Annotated in this window: 18 protein-coding genes; 17 read left to right on the top strand and 1 reads right to left on the bottom strand. The window is 29.2% G+C overall.

The genetic code is table 11. The features are described 5' to 3' along the window. Positions 1-157: 157 nt before the first annotated feature. Complete coding sequence (locus tag G324_RS0103425) at positions 158-808, top strand: response regulator transcription factor (RefSeq protein WP_162146862.1); 651 nt, start codon at positions 158-160, stop codon at positions 806-808. 62 nt (positions 809-870) lie between these two features. Continuing rightward, the gene (locus G324_RS0103430; protein ID WP_025725003.1) at positions 871-2,118 is read left to right on the top strand and encodes a sensor histidine kinase; all 1,248 of its coding nucleotides are present in this window, start codon (positions 871-873) and stop codon (positions 2,116-2,118) included. On the opposite strand, the gene G324_RS0103435 is transcribed toward G324_RS0103430, so the two are convergent. Continuing rightward, positions 2,102-2,518 carry an HIT family protein gene (locus tag G324_RS0103435; protein ID WP_025725004.1) on the bottom strand — a complete coding sequence of 139 codons (417 nt, stop codon included), beginning with the start codon at positions 2,516-2,518 and terminating at the stop codon, positions 2,102-2,104. The two genes, G324_RS0103430 and G324_RS0103435, sit on opposite strands and share 17 nt — an antisense overlap. 103 nt (positions 2,519-2,621) lie before the next feature. Between G324_RS0103435 and G324_RS0103440 the strand changes: the two genes are divergently transcribed. The 15 genes from G324_RS0103440 (at position 2,622) to G324_RS0103510 (ending at position 19,363) form a co-directional block, all read left to right on the top strand. Continuing rightward, positions 2,622-3,212, top strand: a complete 591-nt coding sequence (locus G324_RS0103440; protein ID WP_025725005.1) for a phosphate propanoyltransferase — start codon at positions 2,622-2,624, stop codon at positions 3,210-3,212. A gap of 47 nt (positions 3,213-3,259) precedes the next feature. Continuing rightward, positions 3,260-4,471: an HD domain-containing protein gene (locus G324_RS0103445; protein ID WP_025725006.1), complete on the top strand. Its 1,212-nt coding sequence runs from the start codon at positions 3,260-3,262 to the stop codon at positions 4,469-4,471. After that, positions 4,461-4,997: a ribonuclease M5 gene (gene rnmV, locus G324_RS0103450; protein ID WP_025725007.1), complete on the top strand. Its 537-nt coding sequence runs from the start codon at positions 4,461-4,463 to the stop codon at positions 4,995-4,997. Before G324_RS0103445 ends, rnmV begins: the two co-directional genes overlap by 11 nt. Next, the gene (gene rsmA, locus G324_RS0103455; RefSeq protein WP_025725008.1) at positions 4,984-5,781 is read left to right on the top strand and encodes a 16S rRNA (adenine(1518)-N(6)/adenine(1519)-N(6))-dimethyltransferase RsmA; all 798 of its coding nucleotides are present in this window, start codon (positions 4,984-4,986) and stop codon (positions 5,779-5,781) included. The genes rnmV and rsmA overlap by 14 nt, the downstream gene beginning before the upstream one ends. 141 nt (positions 5,782-5,922) lie before the next feature. After that, complete coding sequence (spoVG, locus tag G324_RS0103460) at positions 5,923-6,219, top strand: septation regulator SpoVG (RefSeq protein ID WP_025725009.1); 297 nt, start codon at positions 5,923-5,925, stop codon at positions 6,217-6,219. A gap of 184 nt (positions 6,220-6,403) precedes the next feature. Continuing rightward, a complete protein-coding gene (locus G324_RS0103465) occupies positions 6,404-7,369 on the top strand; it encodes a ribose-phosphate diphosphokinase (RefSeq protein WP_025725010.1) in 966 nt (321 codons plus the stop codon). Further along, a complete protein-coding gene (pth, locus tag G324_RS0103470; RefSeq protein ID WP_025725011.1) occupies positions 7,369-7,944 on the top strand; it encodes an aminoacyl-tRNA hydrolase in 576 nt (191 codons plus the stop codon). Before G324_RS0103465 ends, pth begins: the two co-directional genes overlap by 1 nt. Before the next feature lie 36 nt (positions 7,945-7,980). Next, positions 7,981-11,403 carry a transcription-repair coupling factor gene (gene mfd, locus G324_RS0103475; protein ID WP_162146863.1) on the top strand — a complete coding sequence of 1,141 codons (3,423 nt, stop codon included), beginning with the start codon at positions 7,981-7,983 and terminating at the stop codon, positions 11,401-11,403. Beyond that, positions 11,400-12,584 (top strand): coenzyme F420-0:L-glutamate ligase, encoded by a 1,185-nt coding sequence (locus G324_RS0103480; RefSeq protein WP_025725013.1) that lies wholly within the window; start codon positions 11,400-11,402, stop codon positions 12,582-12,584. The genes mfd and G324_RS0103480 overlap by 4 nt, the downstream gene beginning before the upstream one ends. A 107-nt stretch (positions 12,585-12,691) precedes the next feature. Then, the gene (locus G324_RS0103485) at positions 12,692-13,876 is read left to right on the top strand and encodes a pyridoxal phosphate-dependent aminotransferase (protein WP_025725014.1); all 1,185 of its coding nucleotides are present in this window, start codon (positions 12,692-12,694) and stop codon (positions 13,874-13,876) included. A 1-nt stretch (position 13,877) separates the two neighbouring features. After that, entirely contained in the window at positions 13,878-14,486 is a 609-nt protein-coding gene (locus G324_RS0103490) for a sugar O-acetyltransferase (RefSeq protein ID WP_025725015.1), read from the top strand. A 21-nt stretch (positions 14,487-14,507) separates the two neighbouring features. Further along, the gene (gene cls, locus G324_RS0103495) at positions 14,508-16,016 is read left to right on the top strand and encodes a cardiolipin synthase (RefSeq protein WP_025725016.1); all 1,509 of its coding nucleotides are present in this window, start codon (positions 14,508-14,510) and stop codon (positions 16,014-16,016) included. 233 nt (positions 16,017-16,249) lie between these two features. Further along, positions 16,250-17,779, top strand: coding sequence for an extracellular solute-binding protein (locus tag G324_RS0103500; protein WP_025725017.1), 1,530 nt, complete (start codon positions 16,250-16,252; stop codon positions 17,777-17,779). Between the two features lie 20 nt (positions 17,780-17,799). Next, positions 17,800-18,429, top strand: a complete 630-nt coding sequence (locus G324_RS0103505; protein WP_025725018.1) for a YesL family protein — start codon at positions 17,800-17,802, stop codon at positions 18,427-18,429. Then, on the top strand, positions 18,413-19,363 hold the full coding sequence (locus G324_RS0103510; protein WP_025725019.1) for an ABC transporter permease: 951 nt from the start codon (positions 18,413-18,415) through the stop codon (positions 19,361-19,363). Before G324_RS0103505 ends, G324_RS0103510 begins: the two co-directional genes overlap by 17 nt. Position 19,364 lies beyond the last annotated feature (1 nt).

Below are 19,364 nucleotides of genomic sequence, written 5' to 3' on the forward strand. Positions count from 1 at the left end.
GAACAAGAAATACTTCCAAGTTATACTATAGATACTTCATTTTTCTCTCTCGAATAGCCGCCCTTTTTTAAGGCGGCTTTTCTCTTATTTCATACACAACTTAAATTATGTGATAAAATAAAGATATATTATTTTTAATAAAAACGGAGGTTTAGTTATGAAAATATATTTAGTTGAAGATGAAAAAAACTTATCAGAAATCATTAGAAAATATTTAACAAGAGAATCATATGATGTTACAGTCTTTTATGACGGCGAAACAGCAATGGAACATGTTAATGATCAAGTTGATTTATGGATACTTGATGTCATGTTAACTGGAGAAATTGATGGATTTGATTTAATGGAAGCAATCGCTAAAAATAATCCGGATACATCTGTAATCTTTACATCTGCTAGAGACCAAGCACTAGATAAAATTAGAGGACTTGAACTAGGATCAGATGATTACTTAGCTAAACCATATTCACCTAGAGAATTAATGCTTCGAGTTAAAGCTATATTAAAACGTAAAACTAAAAGACCAGGTCTAATTACTTATAGTGATTACACAATACAACTAGACTCCAGAGAAATTAAATACGGTGATAAAATTCTAGATTTAACAAATAAAGAATTTGAAATGCTACTCGTATTCTTAAAAAACAAGCAAGAACCAATCGAAAGACATTTTTTACTTGAAACGATATGGGGTAAAAATTATGTAGGCTCTGATAGAGTTGTTGATGATTTACTTAGACGCTTAAGAGCTAAAATGCCACTATTAAGAATTGAAACAATTTACGGTTACGGTTATAGACTTCTATGAATCGATTAAAACTAGGCTCCCAATTAAATATCATTTTTTCCTTTGTCACATTATTAGGGGGCATGGTTTTTTTATTTATTCTTAATTTAAGTTTCAACACAGCTTATCAAAATCAAAATAAGAATTACCTTCAAAACTTTTTTAGCGAATTAATTGATAGGTATGATGCAAATCCAACAACTTTTGAGTATGATAATCAAACACTTTATAATGATTACTTTATTATAGAAGATGGCGTAAGAACAAAGTATACCAGATACAACATTTCAGAAGAAGACTTTAATATTGTTGTCAATCAAATAATCTCAGAATATTTTGAGCAAATTAATGAACGCAACTTCATTAATGTACCCTATACAATTAGTGGCAAAATCGCATACATGGGCCGTGTAATAAAACCCATTGGAAAACCAAGATATGCTGTTTTTGTAGTATCTAATTCAGATGAGTTTATTGAAAACATGACAGGAAATATTCCTTTTTATGCAACAATTTCATTTTTAAATATATTAGTATTAGGAAATATTATTATTTGGTTATGGAGTTCGTCTACTGTAAATAAACTAAAAGATTTACAAGATGCAGTTAATAAAATGATTGAAGATGATTACCAAACCGAAGTAAAAATAGAAGATGCCGCTGAAGAAATAAGTTCACTATCATATACAATTAATAAAATGCGAATTGAAATTAAAAATAATGAAGATACAAAAAAAGAAATGATTCAAAATCTAGGACACGATTTAAAAACACCGATTGCTGTTATTAGATCTTATGCTGAAGCAATTCAAGATGGTATAGAAGATGTAACATCAACAGATTTAATCATTAAACAAGCAGATATATTAAATAATAAGGTGAAACAAATTATTGAATATAGTAAAATTGGGTATATTGAAAATGACAGAAACTTTGAAGATGTATCCTTTAAAGAAGTAGTTACACAAGTTGTTAACCACTATAAATATATTACAGATAGACAATTTATATTAGACATTGAAACTGACTGGATACATCTAATGGATAAAGAAGGTTGCTATATTGCTGTATCTAATATTGTAGATAATGCAGTCAGATATGCAAAAACTAAAATAGTCATTCAGTTAAGTACAAAAAAACTCACCATCTTTAATGATGGTGAGGCTATAGAAACCAATGTATTACCTAAAATATTTAAAGCATATGAAAAAGGTAGTAAGGGTCAATTCGGTCTAGGACTTGCCATTGTAAAAGAGACAATGGACAGATTTGGATTAAGGGTAAGTGTTGCTAACCATGCAAATGGTGTATTATTTACAATAGAGCTGTAATGATCATTTCAGCTCTTTTTTTATAGTCCTCAACATTTAAATTACTTGAGTTATTCTTAAGTTTAATATCTATCTCATTTAAATCATATCTTGGTATGATGTGTACATGATAATGAAAAACAGTTTGACCTGCTTCTATGCCATTGTTATTAAGTAAATTAATACCTAATGGATTAAAAGATTTATTGATTGCCCCACTTAATTTATGTACAACTCCAAATAAGTGTTTAAATAAATCTCTAGGTATTTCAAAAATATCTTTATATGGTGCCTTACTAACAACTAAAGTATGTCCTTTAGTCGCTTGTGTAATATCTAAGAATGCTATAACTAAATCATCTTCATACACAATGTGAGCAGGTATTTGTCTGTTCACAATCTTTGTAAAAATAGTTTCCATTAAAATCATCTCCTTATAACCTATTATAACAAATCTTTTCTTGTAGATAGTGGCATAAAGTGATATAATTTATATGAATTATTTAATAAGGAAGGAAATTAAAATGAAAAAAATCCCAGTAGGCATTTCAGGACGTCATGTCCATTTATCTAAAGAACATTTAGAAACGTTATTTGGAAAAGACTACCAATTAACGGTGTTAAAAGAATTAAGTCAACCAAATCAATATGCAGCTGAAGAAAAAGTTGATGTTGTTTCACCTCAAGGCAAAGTATTAGAAGGTGTTAGAATATTAGGACCAGTACGTCCACAATCTCAAGTGGAAATCTCACAAAGTGATGCAATTCGCTATAAATTTGTAGCTCCAGTACGTTCAAGTGGAGATGTTAAAGGTAGTGGTGCAGCTAAACTTGTAGGACCTAAAGGTGAAGTGGAAATTTCAGAAGGTGTTATTATTGCTGATAGACATATTCATTTCTCACCTGAAGAAGCTAAAGAATTTGGTGTAAAAGATAAAGATATTGTTGCTTTAAAAATTGATGGTATTAAAGCGGGTATTTTAGAAAATGTATTATGCCGCGTACATGAAAACTTCAGATTAGATTGCCACCTAGATACAGATGATGGTGCTGCATTTATGTTAAAAAACGGCGATCAAGTTACACTTGTAAAAAAATACACAATTAATGAATAAAAAGTGGCAACAGCCACTTTTTTATCATTTAATGTTAGGATAAAAGTATGGAAAAGAAAAAAAGACAACAAGTATTTAGAGATCCTCTTTATGGATACATTCATGTAGACTATGATTTAATAACTAACTTAATCGATACATCTGTTTTTCAACGTTTAAGAAGAATACGTCAGTTAAGTGGTGTACATATGGTATTTCATGCTGCAGAGCATTCTAGATTTTCACATGCACTTGGTGTTTATGAACTGGCCTATAGATTCTTACAAATTGATGAAATATATAAGAATCTAAATGAACGTGAACAATTACTATTTTTAGTATCTGCATTATTACATGATATTGGACATGGAGCATACTCACATGCATTCGAGTATGTCTTTAAAGTTAATCATGAATCAATTGGAGCTAAAATCATTACAGATCATATCGAAATAAGAACTATCCTTGATAAAGTTGATAGCAAGTTTGCTTTAGATGTTGCAAGCATTATTTTAAAAAAGGGTAGTTTTCCATTAATTGAACAACTTATCTCATCCCAACTAGATGTGGATAGATTAGACTATTTAGAAAGAGATGCATACTTTACAGGTGCTGCTTATGGTCAGATAGACTTAGATAGATTAATGAGAGTTGTTGTTGTAAGAAATAAAAAATTAGCATTTAAAGCATCAGGCATACATGCAATTGAAAACTATTTAGTAGCTAGATACCATATGTACTGGCAAGTATATTATCATCCAACCGCTAGAGCATATGAAGTAATTTTAGAAAAAATATATCTTCGCGTAAAAGACTTATTAAAATCAAACTATAAATTTAATCATGATGTATCCTCATTAAAGAAAATATTAGAAAATCCTGAAGATATGAATGCTTATTTAGAAATTGATGATTTTTATATGAATGGACTTATTGCTTTTTTCCTAAAATCCGAAGATAAAATATTAAATACATTAGCCCATGATTTTCTGAATAGAAAAATATGGAACATTATAGATGATACACCAGAAAATCAAGAACATATTAAAGAAATATTAAGTAAGAGAACTGATGAAGAATTAAAATACTATACATTACATACATCAGTCAATCAGGGTGCATATTCAGAAACAACAAATAACTTAGGTGATCATATTTTTATTTTAGATAATAAAGATGAATTAATTACATTATCAAATTATTCATCAATCGTACACTCACTTATTACATCAAGTCAAAAATCAGATCCTAAACTATTTTATAGAACCAATGAAAAATAAGTTATATGTTGTAGAAGGTATTCATGATGAAGCCCTTTTAAAAAAACTTGATGCAAACATTAAAACTATATCAGTAGGTGGTTCAGAAATTAAAAAAGATGTATTAGATTTTTTAATTACTCACCAAGATAAATTTGAAATTGTTTTAATGTTTGATCCAGATCATGCAGGCGAACGTATACGTAAAAAAATAAGCCAAAAGTTATTAAACCCCACACACATATTTATTCAAAGAGAAAAAGCAATTAGTAAAAACAATAAAAAAATTGGTGTAGAACATTTAAGTTATAAAGACTTAAAGGAAACACTAAATCATGAAATAAAATCAATAAACCAAATGCATTTAACCCTTGCATCACTTTATAATCTAGGATTGACCGGTAAAGCTGATTCAAAGGCTAAAAGAAAGATTCTAAGCCATAAACTGCATATAGGGCATACAAATTCTAAAACACTATTAGAACGCTTAAATTGGTTAGGTATTACAGAAGAAGATATAAGGAAGATACTTTATGCATCAAGCTAAAAAAAGATTTGGTCAAAACTTTTTAACAGATAAAAATCTATTAATGAAAATCGTTGATCAATCAAAAATTAAAGATAAAAACGTACTTGAAATTGGACCTGGATTAGGAGCACTTACTCAATATCTTGTACCACAAGCTAAAAAATATTTAGCTTTTGAAATTGACTACTCCTTGAAGGATAGTTTAAAAAAATTTGAAAATACACATACAAAGTTTATTTTTGAAGATTTTTTAAGTGTAGATGTTGAAACTGTTTTAAACGAATATTTTATTAATGAAGAAGTTCACCTTGTAGGTAACCTACCATACTATATTACAAGTCCAATTATTTTTAAATTTTTAGATATAAAAAATTTAAAAACTGCAACCATGATGGTACAAAAAGAAGTTGGATTAAGAATGATGGCTGATGCTAATAATAAGGTATATAATGGTTTTTCTGTAATCTTACAGTATTTTACAGATGTTAAGTTATTAATGAATGTAAATAAGAAGATGTTTAAACCTGTTCCAAAAGTTGATTCGGTTGTTATGCAATTAACTAAAAAAGATACACCACTTGATAAAACTGATCAAGCGTTATTTATTAAATTAGTAAAACTTGCATTTGCTCATAAAAGAAAAACACTATTAAATAACTTAGCAACAGGCCTAAACTTAGAAAAAAACAATATATTAGATGTACTAAAAGAACTTGACTTTAATGAAAATACTCGTGCTGAATTACTAAGTGTAAATGATTTTGTAAGATTAACTACTCATATTAAAAAGATAATTAACTAATTTATAAATAAAAATTGGTATTTTAAGAAATAAATTAAAAATATAAATAGTAAAAAAAGTTAAAATTATGATATGTAAGCGCTTGAAAATTGCTTTTTTATGCTATAATGTATTTAGTATCAAACAACCAGGAGGGGCAAAATGCAAGTAACTGACGTAAGGGTAAGATTAGTAGATAGTGAATCAAGATTAAAGGCTGTAGCTACTATCACATTTGAAAGTGCATTTGTAGTACATGATATTCGTGTGATTGAAGGGGAAAACGGTATTTTTGTTGCAATGCCAAGTAAAAAAATGCCAAATGGCGGATTTAGAGATATCGCACACCCAATTCATCAAGAAATGCGTAAGCAAATTGAAGATGCGATCGTTGAAGCATATCATAAAACAGTAGCTGAGAACCCAGAAGGTGCAGCTGGCCAATTATTAGAAGATTAACAGGGTTTTAAGAGGGTAATTAGTGCCAAAAATTAATAAAAAAAGTATTGCTTGCAGCAATATTTTTTTGCTTAATTAAAAAAACCACTATTTTTCATAAATAGTGTTTTTCTCCATGATTGAATAGTAAAGAATAATATTTAGTGATATAATGGAACTTAGAACAAATGGAGGTTTTATTAACATGACTATAGAAGAAAAGAAAGTAAAACTTTTTACCCTTTCAGCTAACAAACCTTTAGCTGAATCAATTGCTAAAAGCGCTGGAATCCCCCTTTCCAACGTAGAAGTTATAAGATTTGCAGATGGTGAAATTACTGTCAATATTGAAGAATCAGTTCGTGGTAATCACGTCTTTGTTATTCAACCAACAAGTCAACCTGCAAATGATCATTTAATGGAAGTTTTAATTCTAACAGACGCATTAAGACGTGCATCTGCATCTTCAATTACTATCTTAATGCCATATTTTGGCTATTCAAGACAAGATAGAAAAGTTAAATCACGTCAACCGATTACTGCAAAACTTGTAGCAAACCTACTAACTGTTGCAGGTGTTGATAGAGTAGTAAGTATTGATTTACACGCGGCTCAAATTCAAGGGTTCTTTGATATTCCTATTGATAATTTTCCAGCTGCACCAAGTTTGGCATCATATTTTAAAAGAAAGAAGTTTAAAAATATAGTTGTTGTTTCTCCTGATCATGGTGGTGTGACACGTGCACGTGTTTTTGCATCATTTTTTAATGCCCCACTAGCTATTATAGATAAGCGTAGACCAGAACCAAATAAAGCTGAAGTTATGAATATTATTGGGGATGTTAAAGGTGCAACATGTATTATGATTGATGATATTATTGATACTGGTGGTACTTTAATTGCTGGTGCTAACGCATTAAAAGAAGCAGGCGCTGTTGAAGTTTATGCAGCTGCAACTCACGGTGTATTTACAGGCATTGCAACTCAAAGACTTCAAGAGTCTGTAATTAATGAAATTATTATTACAGACACAATCTACTTAGACCCTGCAAAAAATCAACCTAAAATTAAACAATTATCAATTGGCTCACTATTAGGTGAGGCAATCATACACATCTTACAAGATGAACCAATCTCTCAAATATTTAACAGAATACAAGAGGAAAAATAATGAAGTTAATTGTCGGATTAGGAAATCCCGGCAAACAATATATACAAAGTAGACACAATATAGGTTTTATTGCTATTGATAAACTTACAAATTCTTTAAATCTGGATTTAAAAGTAGACTCTAAATTTAATGCTGCATATGTAAAAACCAAAATAGGTACTGAAGATGTGATTATTGCTAAACCATTAACCTACATGAATCTTTCAGGACAGGCAGTAGTAGCTCTAATGAATTATTTTAAAATAGATATTTCAAATTTATTAGTTATATTAGATGACACAGCGCTACCCTTATCTAAAGTAAGAATTAGACAAACAGGTAGTCATGGTGGACAAAATGGACTTAAAGATATAATTAATAAATTAGGAACCAAAGATTTTAAAAGAATCAGAGTAGGTATTGGTAGCCATGACCACATGGATAAAGTGGACTTTGTATTAGGAAAGTTTAGCCAGAAAGAATTAGACATATTAATACCTTCTATTCATTTAGTTGAAGATGCAATCTTAGATTGGATCAAAGAAGATAACTTCAACAACGTAATGACAAAATACAACACCCCCCAGACTACTTAAGTCTGGGCTTTCTGGGTTATAAGGTGATAAAAAATGATGCATCCAACACTCAATAAAATATATTCAGAATCTAAAGTTATAAACGCCTTAAAAGGCGATTTTAGACGTGCATCCCATACATACATTCAAACAATCTTACCACTGAGATTTGAAAAAAATAATAAACATCAAATCATTGTTCTACCAAATCTGTATGATGCTCAAAAATATTACGATACATTAAGCAACACATTAGGAGAAGAAAATGTATTATTCTATCCTATGGATCAAGTCCTAACTTCAATGATGGCACTTGGTTCACCTGAATTTAAAAATGAAAGATTATTTACTTTAAGAAAATTATTACTAAATGAACGAAATTACATAATAATAACAACCCAAGAAGGTTTACTGAAAAGACAACTAAAGCCTGAAGATTATGAACAAAGCGTTAAAACTATAAAAGCTGGTAACAACTATGATCTTAAAGATTTAACAAGAAAACTAACATACGATGGATACCATTTTAACTATACAGTTGAACGTCCGGGTGAGTTTTCATTAAGAGGTTCAATTCTAGATATTTATACACATGATCATAAAAATCCTTATCGATTGGATTTTTTTGGTGATGAACTAGAATCGATTAAAACCTTTGATGTCATCACACAAAAATCAATGGAAAAAGTAGAGTCAATTGAACTTGCACCACTTAATGAATTATTTTACACAGACCTTCAAAAACAAACAGCAATTAAAGAAATTAGAAATCATTTTGAGAATTTAGAACTATCCGAAAAAGAAAGTAAAAAATTAGAAACGGATCTTATGCATCTAGAAGAAAGAAACAGAATGGATAGTCTTGGACTATATATTCAGTTTTTTAACAAAGATAAGACGAGCATTCTAGATTTTGCGCTTAGATATGAACTTATTATTGTTGATCCATATAAAATGAAAATCAATGATGAAACACAAAGTCATGACCTATTAACTTATGAAGAAACAATGGAAGGTAATCATTTAAGTGGATTAGATTTTAAATTACCATTTGATTACATACTTGATAAATATCATTTATCATTTGAAATATACAATGTTTCAAGCGATAAGCTCATCGATTTAGGGATTTCTGAAATTGAACCATTTTCAGAAATGCTAGAACAAATCATACTTTTCATGAATCAATATAAAGATCATAACGTACTAATTAGTTTAAAAAATAAAGTATCTTTTGAACGAATTAAAGATTTCTTTTTAAATCACCAAATAGAATACTCATTAACCGATTTTTCGAAACATAATAAACTTATCATCAATGAAGATTTACCAGGTTCATTTATAGATAATTACAATAAATTAATTGTATTAACCGAAGATGTAATATTTGATACTAAAAAAAGAACGAAAGTAAGATACCGCTCTGTAATTAACCAAGCAGTAAAAATAAGAGATGCTTCAGAACTTCAAAATGGTGATTATGTAGTACACTATGATTTTGGTATTGGTCAATATATAGGCCTAAAAACGATGTCATTATCAGGTGAAAAAAGGGATTACTTACATATCATCTATGAAAAAGATGAAGCATTATACGTACCAACAGATCAAATAGAGCTCGTTTTAAAATATAAAAATTATGATCAAGCTCCACCTAAATTATCAAAACTAAATGCTAAACAATGGAGTAAAACAAAAGCGGCAGTTAAAAAGCGTATTAAGGATTTATCAGATAGACTACTTAATCTTTATGCATCAAGAACAAAGGCTCAAGGGTTTAAATTTAGTCCGGATAACGATTTAGTTAAAGACTTTGAAAAAGATTTTTTATATGAAGAAACAATTGATCAACAAAAAGCTATTGATGATGTTAAAAAAGATATGGAAAATTCTAAACCAATGGACCGTTTAATTGCAGGCGATGTTGGTTATGGAAAAACTGAAGTTGCCCTACGTGCAGCTTTCAAAGCTGTTGTCGATGCCAAACAAGTTGCATACTTAGTACCAACGACTGTACTTGCAAGGCAACACTATCTAACATTCAAAGAACGTTTTGAAAAATATGGTGGTCATGTTGAATTACTATCTAGATTTGTTAGTAAGAAAAAACAAAATGAAATTATTGATCGATTATCCAAAGGTTACATTGATGTAGTAATTGGTACCCATAGACTACTAAGTCAAGATATTAAGTTTAAAGATTTAGGACTATTTATCATTGATGAGGAACAAAGATTTGGTGTTGAACATAAAGAAAAAATTAAAGAAATTAAAGTTAATGTAGATACCTTAACTTTATCAGCAACACCTATCCCAAGAACGCTTCAAATGGCGATGTACGGACTCAAAGACTTATCAATGATTGATACGCCACCATTAAATAGATATCCTGTACAAACATATGTAGTTGAACGTGAAAAAGCGCTCATTAAAGAAGCAATTGACAGAGAATTATCAAGAGGGGGTCAAGTATTTTACTTATATAACTACACCGATAGAATGGAATCTCAAGTATTAAAACTACAACAATTAATACCTAATGCAAGAATTACATATGCACACGGTAAAATGCCTAAAAACAGATTGGAAGATGTTTTATCGCGCTTCATTGATAAAGAATTTGATATTTTAGTTTCAACAACAATTATTGAAACAGGTGTAGATATACCAAATACAAATACATTAATCATACATGATGCAGATAAACTTGGGTTAGCTCAACTTTATCAACTACGTGGTCGTGTTGGACGATCAGATAGAATTGCATATGCATATCTTATGTATGATGGAATAAAAGATGTTAATGACGAAGCCAAAAAAAGATTATCAGTTATTGAAGACTTTACAGACTTAGGTTCAGGATTTAAAATTGCATTAAGAGATTTAGGTATTCGTGGAGCGGGTGATATATTAGGAGAAGAACAATCCGGGTTTATTGATTCAGTTGGAATGGAGCTATATATGAAACTATTAGATGAAGTTATGCAAGGTATAGACACCGATGAACAACCAAATAAACAAGTTGTAGATCAAGTATTTTCTAGTCGACATATTCCACAAAGTTATATAAATCACGATCCGGTACGGATTGAAATACATAAAAAGATTGCATCATTAAATTCAATGCAATCTTTAGAAGAATTAAAAATTGAATTAACCGATAGGTTTGGTCCAATAGATATTGAAATGATTACATATATGTATGAAAAACTATATAAAAAATTATCAAATAAATTGGGAATAGAAAAAGTGTCGCAACAAAAAGATTACGTAAAAATGATATTATCAGAAGTAGCCAGTGAACAAGTGGATGGACTAAAATTATTACAAGCAGCACAAAATAGTACAACTAGAATAACTCTTGGTCAATTAAGAGGCCACGTAGAAATAAATCTATCAACACTTAACCAAACAAAACACTGGCTATATTTAGCATGTGAGTTTCTTGAAACCTATTTTAAAGGAGAGCATATTTCATGAGTCATTTAGGAGTTATAGCAAGAGGTATACGTACCCCAATTATTCGTAAAGGTGATGATTTATCAACAATCGTTGTTGATTCATTACTTAAAGCACAAAAAGATGAAAACTTTATTTTTGAAGATAAAGATATTGTAGCTGTTACCGAAGCTGTTGTAGGAATTAGCCAAGGTAATTATGCAACACTTGATCAAATTGCTGAAGATATCAAACTTAAATTTAAATCAGAACATATTGGATTAGTATTTCCGATATTATCTCGAAACCGATTTGAAAATATATTACGTGCAATAAGTAGAGGAACATCTAAAGTAACCATCTTACTAAGTTTTCCTAAAGATGAAGTGGGAAATAGTATTATGTATGAAACGGACCTAGAAAGACTAAATATAAATTTATATAGTGATATCATAAAAGAAGATCTTTATAATAAAGAGTTTTCTAACTTTACACATCCTTTTACTAAAATTAATATGGTAGAGTATTACAGAAAAGTAGTACTATCAGAAAAAAAGGAAGTAGAATTCGTTTTTTCAAATAATCCTTGTGACATATTAAAATACACAAAAGATATACTAGTTTGTGATATACATACTAGAAAAGAAACTAAAGAAAAAATAAGTAAACACTCATATCATACATTATTAACCTTAAGTGACATACTAACTTCTCCAGTAATGAATAGTGGATTTAACCGTGAATATGGGTTATATGGCTCTAATGCTGCTGGTAAAGAAGTTGTTAAATTATTTCCTCATCATAATGATCCGATCGTTTATAACATTCAAAACAAACTAAAAGAAATTACAGGTAAAACGCTTGAAGTAATGATTTATGGTGATGGAGCTTTTAAAGACCCGGTTGGTCAAATATGGGAATTAGCTGATCCGGTTGTTAGTCCTTCATATACCAAAGGTTTAGAAGGCACTCCTAATGAAATTAAATTAAAATATATGTCAGATGATAAGTATAAACATCTAAGTGGTAAAGCACTTGAAAAGGCAATACATGATGAAATATCAAAAAAATCAAATAATCCTACAGATGATTCAAAATTGGGAACAACACCAAGAAGATATGTTGATTTAATCGGTTCACTATGTGACTTAATGTCAGGAAGTGGTGACAAAGGCACACCTGTTATATATATTAAGAACTATTTTAAGAATATAACCGATTAATCATAAGAAGAACAATTAAACATAAAAATACATGATAAAATAGAAGTTAGTTAAGACAAACTTCTATTTTATTTATATAGTAAAAAAACATTATAAGGAGTAAACTTATGGGAAAAGTAGATATATTAAAAATAGCGAAAATAGCTCAAGAAGCGAAAAGAATAAATCCAAATGTAATTGATGCAACAATTGGTATGTTTTATGATGATCATAAAAATCTTATCATACCAAGAGTTCAAAAAGCTTTTTATGATCTCAATATTTTAGAAACTTTTCAATATGGATCAACAGATGGTGGTAAGGAATTTGAAGAAAATCTTCTTGATTGGGTTTTAGATGATAAACAAAAAATATTAAAATCAAAATTTCAAGTTACAGGTCTATCAACACCTGGCGGTAGTGGCGCATTGTCATTACTATTTAATGCATATGGTAATATTGGTGATAAGGTATTACTACCTTCATTAAGATGGCGCTATGAATATTTTTTAAATTCAGCAAAACTATCAGGTCACGAACATAACTTATTTAAAGATTCCAAATTTGACTTAGAAGACTTTCAAATTCAACTATCATATTTAGCAAGTAAACAAAAAACAGTAATCGTAGTTATTAATGATCCGTGCCACAATCCAACAGGCTATCAACTATCAAAAAATGAGTGGCACTCAATTATTAATATAGTCAATAAATTTGAGAATAATAATATTATTATCGCTTATGATATTGCATATTTTGATTATAATCCATTAGGTTTTAAAGAGGCTAGAGAAACTTTTGAATACTTCCTAGATTTAAAACCACACGTTCAAGTATTAACGGCATTTAGCGCATCCAAATCGTTTGCTATTTATGGTGTACGACTTGGTGGTCTTATTGGGTTACATCATACAAAAGAGCAATTAGATTATTTTAAGAAAAACGTATATGAAGATGTACTTGGTAAATGGAGTACTGCACCCAATGTAGGTATAGGCATTTTTAATAAAGTAGCTCTTCAAAAAGATGAATACATAATAGAACTTAATAAATTAACATCACAACTTAAAGAGCGTGGAGATATTTTTATAAAGGAAGCTAAAGAAAATAGCTTGGATATATACCCATATAAAGGCGGATTTTTTGTACTTGTAAAAAGTGATAATCCCCAATATCATTTTGAACAATTAATAAATAAAAACATTTATTTAATTCCGATGAATAATGGCCTTAGAGTGGCACTTTGTGGAATTACTACAAAAGAAGTTTATGGACTAGCAAAACAGATAAAAGATGTAGTAGAAGGCAAATAATATGACCGAAAAAGAAAAGATGTTAAGTGGTGAATTATACTTAGCAAATGATAAAGAACTTTCAGAAATAAGAAAAAATATGCTCTCTAAACTACACACTTATAATCATGCAGATTATAACGACTATAAGCTTAGAGATAAACTTATTAAAGAAATACTTGGTGGACATAAAACTAATTTAAAAATAACAGCTCCTGTATTTTTTGATTATGGTATTAATACATATGTTGGGAAAAACTTTTATGCTAACTTTAACTGTATCTTCTTAGATGTTAGCACGATTACTATTGGAGATAATGTCATGTTTGGACCTAGGGTGGGACTATATACTGCAACTCACCCAATAGATAGTGAAGTTAGATCAAGTGGATTAGAATATGGCTTACCTATAACAATTGGAAATAATGTATGGATAGGTGGGGACGCTACAATTAATCCTGGTATAACAATTGGTGATAACACAATCATTGGATCAGGAAGTGTAGTTATAAAAGATATTCCAAGTAACTGTATTGCTGCAGGAAATCCCTGTAAAGTTATTAGAAAAATAAATGATTCAGATAAATCATACTGGCAAGCCAAACATAAATCATACTTTGATAATCTATAAGATTTATCTTAGGGAGGAATTATGAGAAAGTTTATAAATTTAGTTACAAATAGGCTAACTATTATTGGATTAATTTTATTACTACAAATAATCTTATTGTGGTTATTTGTCTATAAGTTTGCTGCTTCATGGTACTACATGCACTTAACATCCATTATTCTAGGTATTATAATTAGTTTATACATGATAACTACAGATGAAAATCCAATGTTTAAATTAATATGGATTGTTTTTTTATTAACAATCCCGGTATTTGGAGTGTTATTTTATTTTTATTCTAGAACAGAAAGAATATCATATGCCTCATCAAATGCAATGATTAGAAGCCAAAAAAATAGAGAACAAGAAACAGCTAAACTTTCCTTTCAATATAGTCAAGAATATAAAAAACACCAAATATATTTAACTTCTCTAAATTTCCCTTCTTTTAAAAATACCAAATCATTATTTTTAGGTAGCGGAGAAGAAAAACAAAGTGAAATGTTAAGGCACCTAAAACAAGCAAAACACTTTATCTTTATGGAATATTTTATTATTACTATTTCAAAAATGTGGGATGAAATATTAGAAGTGCTCATTCAAAAACAAAAAGAAGGTGTTGAAATAAAAATCATTTATGATGATTTTGGTTCGGCCACCAAACTACCATTTAATTATCATAAAAAATTACAAAAACTAGGATTTGAAGTCATAAGATTTAATCCTTTAAAACTTCATCTAAATTACGGAATGAATTTTAGAGATCATAGAAAAATAGTAGTTATTGACAATAAGGTTGCATTTACAGGTGGTGTAAATATTGGTGATGAATATACAAATAAAAAACATATGTTCGGTCATTGGAATGATGCTGCTATTATGATTGAAGGTAATGCAGTTTGGGGGATGACATTAATTTTTTTAGAAAATTGGACATACTCAACAAAGCAAATTAATTTAGATTTTTCTAAATATAATTTAAAACACGAGCCAGTTTATAATGAAAACATATATATACCTTTCTCAGATATACCAGCAGATAAAAATTTAACCGCTAAAAATATATACCTACATTTAATTAATGATGCTAAAAAATCTGTATATATTACAGCACCATACTTAATATTAGATAATGAAATAGCAACAGCACTAAAACTAGCAAGTCAAAGTGGTGTTTCTGTGAATATAATTATGCCAAGTATCCCAGATAAAAAACTAGTTTATATGGTTTCTAAATCATATGCGGAAGAACTGGTTAGATCGGGTGTAAAAGTATATAAATACATACCAGGTTTTATACACTCAAAAATGATCATTACAGATAAAAAAGTTGCAATGATAGGTTCAAGTAATTTAGACTTTAGAAGTTTATATATGCACCTAGAAAATAATATATGGTTAAATGATGAAGATACAATCAAGCAAATGACTAATTATTTTGAATATACGATTAAGGAAAGTGAATTGATTAGTTTAGAAAATATCAAAAGAAGAAGTATTTTTTATAAAGTGTTTCAGGCAATACTCAAAGGTTTTTCTCCGCTATTATAACAAGTTAGAACTAAACAATAAATACATAAATTTAAAATTTGAAAATTAAGCACACAAAGAAAATATTTTTTCATGTGCTTAATTTTTTTAGTTAAATACAACATGAATCACTTTTTATAGTATTATGAAAATAAGTTTATATTTATACTTGACTATACAAGAAAGCTATGATATCATTTCATGTGTAAACGCTAACAAAGCAAAAAAACATTGCCATATAGGGAGGCTATAAAATGAAAAGAATTTTAGGTTTACTCTTTGTTGTTATACTTGCAGTAACATTAGTTGCATGTAATGATAATGAAGCAGAATTGACTTCAATCAAAGTATTAGGTAACTTTGATACATTCGATCCACAAAAAGACTATGTCTCAACATTAATTAAAGAAGTTACAGGGATCGATGTAGAATATGAATTCTTACCACAAGATTCAACAGCTGATGCTAAGTTATATTTAGATATTGCAGGTAGAGCTCAATATCATTTATTAAAACTTTCATCAACACAATTCAACCAACTAAGGGGTGTTGGTGCATTACTTGATATTAAACCATTACTAGAAAAACATGGTAAAAACATCTTATCTTCTGTAGATGAGCAAATTTGGGGAACAACAACATTTGATGGTAAAATTTATGCAGTACCACAAAAAAACCCAACAAATAATATTAATAGTGCATTATTCTTAAGAAAAGATATATTTGTTAAAAATAATATTGATTTACCAGAAACTTTAACAGAGTTCAAAGAAGCTATGATTGAGTTAAAAACAAAAGAAGGTTCAAACTTTGTACCGTTTTCTGCAAGTTCACATAATATTGAACCAATCAGAGGTGCATTTGGAATTGTAACTGACTGGGTACCACAAACTGATGGTTCAGTTAAATACTGGGCTGAAACTCCACAATTTGAAGCTTATGCATCATATATTAAAGAGTTAGTAGATGCTGGTGTTATGCAAGAAGGTTATTTAACAGTTCCAGGTTATGGTTCTTCAAGTAGACCAGGATTACAAAATGGTACAGTTGCTGTAACACTTGATGCTTGGTGGAGTGGAAATGGTATTATTAACGGTATTGCTTCATCACTAGGTAAAACAGAACAAGAAATTTATGAAAATGGATCAACTTACTTACACTTTATTCCTTCATTAAAAGGGGATGCAAACTATCCATTATCTACAGCAGGTAAGGGCCAATCTAAAATGGATTATTCAGTAACTTATTTCTTTGCAATTCCAGCTTATATGAGTGATTATGCAGTTGAAGTTATTAAATTCATGGATAAAAAATTAGAAGAAGATAACTTTAAGAAATTAACAATCGGAACTGAAGGTGTACATCACGAGGTTATAGACGGTAAATACTACCCTATCTTAACCCCTGATGCAGCAAATAATATTCCATTTGATATGATGAATAAAGCGGATTACTTCTTAACAGGTACAGATGCAGATAAATATGCACAATACTGGGAAGCAAGAGCTAGAAAAAATCCACGTCAACAATTTGTTTGGGAAAGTATGAATACAGAAGAATTAAAAACTACTTTTGGTATTTATGATAAACTAGGATTAGCTCCAGGATTCCAAATTTATGGATCAAATGTTGCTAAACTTACTGACCTAGCTAAAATTTATTTAGAATTACGTATCACTGGAGGAAACAGTGGAACTCATCAACAATTAATTGATAAACTAAGAACTGATGCTAAATTAGTAGAGGCAACAACCGAAGTTAATGCATGGTATCAAGCGAACTAGTTAGAAAAAGGTAAAATTATATGAATCAAAGAGCACTTGTAAAAATAGGATTACTAATAATTTTAAATATGACTTACATTTTAGTTAATGTCTTAAGTTTAGGATTATTACTCTTACCTTCAACAAGTGCTCTTTTTAATTTTATTTATAAAATCAGAAGAAACTCAAATGAACATTTTGAGATAGTAAAACCATTTATACTTAAAACATTTGAAAAAACCAAGAAATTATTTTTGGTAATAATAATTATGTATGTATTGTTTTTCACTATATTATTTAACTATGAAAATATTGAATTACTTAATTATCATGTCACCATTAAACAATTACTTACGGTAATATATTTAGTCTTTATGGGCGAAATTATACTTAATTTAATAATGGCTGCTCAGTTAAGTAGTATTTATGAATTTAAAAGTAATAAAGATCTATTAAAAATGTCTTTCTTTATTACACATCGACATATAATAAGTACATTTATCTTAATTGTTGTACTACTAACAGTTGGATACTTAATTATTATTTCCACATGGATAGTTATATTTTTTGGACTATTTTCATTTCTATGCTATTTAATGTGGGGGTTATATCTTCCGATTTTTGAAAAATATATAATAAAGGATGAATCAGAACATGGCAAAAGCAATTAATTTACATAAAAAACCTGTTTCTAAACTCGTTAAAAACTCATTACCGCTATATTTGTTTATTCTTCCAGCAGTCATATTATTATTAGTCTTTAACTATACACCTATGTTAGGGATAGTAATTGCGTTTAAAGACTATAATATATTTGCCGGTAATTCACCTATTGATGCGATATTTAAAAGTGAGAATGTCGGATTTACTCATTTTGCAAGATTATTTTCTAATACCGATTTTTTAAGAGCATTTAGAAACACATTAATAATATCTACGTATAAAATTGTTTTCTTATTTCCAATACCAATTTTTCTAGCAATTATGATTACTGACATTAAAGCACTTTGGTATAAAAAAACAATTCAAACGATATTATATTTACCTCACTTTTTATCATGGATTGTAGTTACTTCACTATTTATCCAAATTCTTGGACCTTACGGGGTTATTAATAACTGGCTAAAAAGTATGGATCTAATCGGATCTTCTATCCAATTTTTTGGAAATAACGATTTATTTAGAAGTTTAATTGTTGTTTCGGCTGGATGGAAGGAAGTAGGATGGAACGCTATTATTTATATTGCAGCAATCGCAGGAATTAATCCACAACTTTATGAGGCTGCAAAAATAGATGGTGCCAATAAAATACAACAAATTATTTATATTACAATACCTTCAATATCCTCAACTATTGTTTTACTATTCATTCTAAGAATAGGTGCGATATTAGATGCTGGATTTGACCAAATATTTAATATGTATACTTCTTCTGTATTTGAAACTGGAGACATTCTATCAACGCTAGTTTATCGAGAAGGTTTAGCTGCAGGGGACTATAGTTTTGGTACTGCAGTAGGTCTGTTTAACTCGGTTGTTGCCTTAATAATGGTTTTAGGCGGTAACTATTTTACAAGAAAAGTATTTAAGAAAGGACTATGGTAAT

The organism is Acholeplasma granularum ATCC 19168 (genome assembly GCF_000526235.1).
Classification (GTDB): Bacteria; Bacillota_I; Bacilli_A; order Acholeplasmatales; family Acholeplasmataceae; genus Acholeplasma; species Acholeplasma granularum.